This window comes from Clostridium uliginosum, assembly GCF_900112485.1.
In the GTDB taxonomy this organism is placed as follows: Bacteria; Bacillota; Clostridia; order Clostridiales; family Clostridiaceae; genus Clostridium; species Clostridium uliginosum.
Map to the genome: position 1 here is coordinate 1 of NZ_FOMG01000062.1, position 2,092 is coordinate 2,092.

Annotated in this window: 3 protein-coding genes and 1 riboswitch; all 3 genes read right to left on the reverse strand. The window is 28.7% G+C overall.

What is annotated here, in order from left to right; translation table 11 throughout:
• A partial coding sequence (locus BM027_RS17770; protein WP_278320260.1) for a pyruvate formate lyase family protein occupies nucleotides 1-596 on the reverse strand: 596 nt, incomplete at its 3' end.
• Between the two features lie 71 nt (nucleotides 597-667).
• Nucleotides 668-746, reverse strand: a riboswitch (ZMP/ZTP riboswitch).
• Between the two features lie 76 nt (nucleotides 747-822).
• Entirely contained in the window at nucleotides 823-1,539 is a 717-nt protein-coding gene (gene pflA / locus BM027_RS17775) for a pyruvate formate-lyase-activating protein (RefSeq protein WP_090094506.1), read from the reverse strand.
• A gap of 236 nt (nucleotides 1,540-1,775) precedes the next feature.
• A partial coding sequence (locus BM027_RS17780) for a glycine radical domain-containing protein (protein WP_139209565.1) occupies nucleotides 1,776-2,092 on the reverse strand: 317 nt, incomplete at its 5' end.

Genomic DNA, 2,092 nt, shown 5'->3' on the forward strand with positions numbered 1-2,092 from the left:
TCTCCTTGCAAAATATCAAGATCTTTCTTCTTTTCTTCTATTAAATAATCTACACCATAAAGTGCAATTCTTCTATAATCACCTATTATTCTTCCTCTACCATAAGCATCTGGAAGCCCTGTTAAAAGTCCTGCTGTTCTTGCAAGTCTTATCTCCTTTGTATAACCATCAAAAACTCCCTCATTATGAGTTTTTCTGTACTGTGGAAAATATTTCTCTATGTTTTCATCTAATTTATATCCATATTGTTCTAATGAGCTCTTAGCCATTCTCATTCCACCAAATAAGTTTACTATTCTCTTAAGTGGTGCATCTGTTTGGAGTCCAACTATAACTTCATTTTCCTTATCTATATATCCTGGTTCATAGTTATCTATTCCTGATATTCTTTTTGTATCAACGTCTATTATTCCTTTTTTAACTTCTTCAATTATCAATTTATTGCATTTGCACCATACCTTATTTGTTTTGTCTGTCGTACCCTCTAAGAAACTTGAATCACCTTCATACAACTTGTAATTCTTTTGTATAAAGTTTCTTACATCTATTCCTTCTTCCCATATTCCACTTTTAAATCCTTGCCACTCCTTAAACATTGTTTTTCCTCCTCGAAAATTATTTTTTGTAAAATAAAACTTATTTATATATAAAAAAGCCCACTATCCAGGCTTTTTGCCCAGACGGTCGGCTTTTTAATAGTCATACTTCATGTGGTAATTCCACTTCCGTCAGTCATATGACCAAATATATTAGTATAAGAATACTACTTAAATAATTAATTTGTCAATAAAAATAATGTTTTATTTACAAATACTCCAATTATTAGTGTTTGTCTTCAAATATTTCTTGCTGATATTTCTTAGTTAAATCCTTATCCATAGATTTTACCCCTTCAAGAGGATATTTAATGCCTAAACTCTCATATTTATTTACCCCTAATAAATGATATGGCAATAATTCTATTTTTTCAACATTTGGTATGTTATCTATATATGCCTTAAGTTCTTTTAAGTGTTCTTCTCCATCAGTTAATCCAGGAACAACAACATGTCTTATCCACATTTTAGTATTGTTTCTCTTCATGGCTTCTAAAAAAATTAATGATTCATCTATTTCCATTGAGGTAACATTCTTATAACCTTCTCTAGTAAAATCTTTTATATCAAATAAAACTAAATCAGTATATTTTAATATTTCATCATAATCCCCAAATCCATAACCTGAAGTATCAAGGCATGTATTAATTCCTTTACTCTTACATAGTTTAAGTACTTCAACAAGAAATTCTGGTTGTCTTAATGGATCTCCACCTGAAAATGTAACACCTCCACCACTTTTAGCAAAATAAGTTTTAAATCTTTCAATTTTCTTTACTAATTCTTCTGGTGTATATTCTTCTCCACCTCCAGATGTCCAAGTGTCAGGATTGTGACAAAACTTACATCTTAATCCACAACCCTGAAGGAATATTACCACTCTTATCCCTGGTCCATCTACAAGTCCCATTGACTCAATTGAATGAATTTTACCTTTAGTCATTTTACTCCTCCATATATTAAAATTAACAATAAATCATCAATAAATTTTTCTAGTATTTTTATATATTATAGCATATAAAAAGTATAGCTAATGAAAGTTAATGAATATTAAAAAATAAGCAAAACCTCGGATTAATTATTCTATACTTAGTTTTAGAATATCTACTAACTAAAGTAAAGTAAATTTTATCCAAGGTCTTGCAATTATACTTATGTTATATATTTATTAAACTAATATTAGATACTTTCATGGAATGTTCTGCTTATAACTTCTAATTGTTGTTCTTTTGATAATCTACTAAAGTTAACTGCATATCCTGAAACTCTAATTGTTAATGTTGGATATTGTTCTGGATTTTCCATAGCATCAATTAATGTTTGTCTATTAAGAACATTAACATTTAAATGATGAGCTCCTTGTACAAAATATCCATCTAAAATTGAAACTAAGTTATCAATTTTTTGTTCTTCAGTTTTTCCAAGTGCATCTGGAACAATTGAGAATGTATTTGATACACCATCTTGACATATTTCATTATATGGTATTTTAGCTA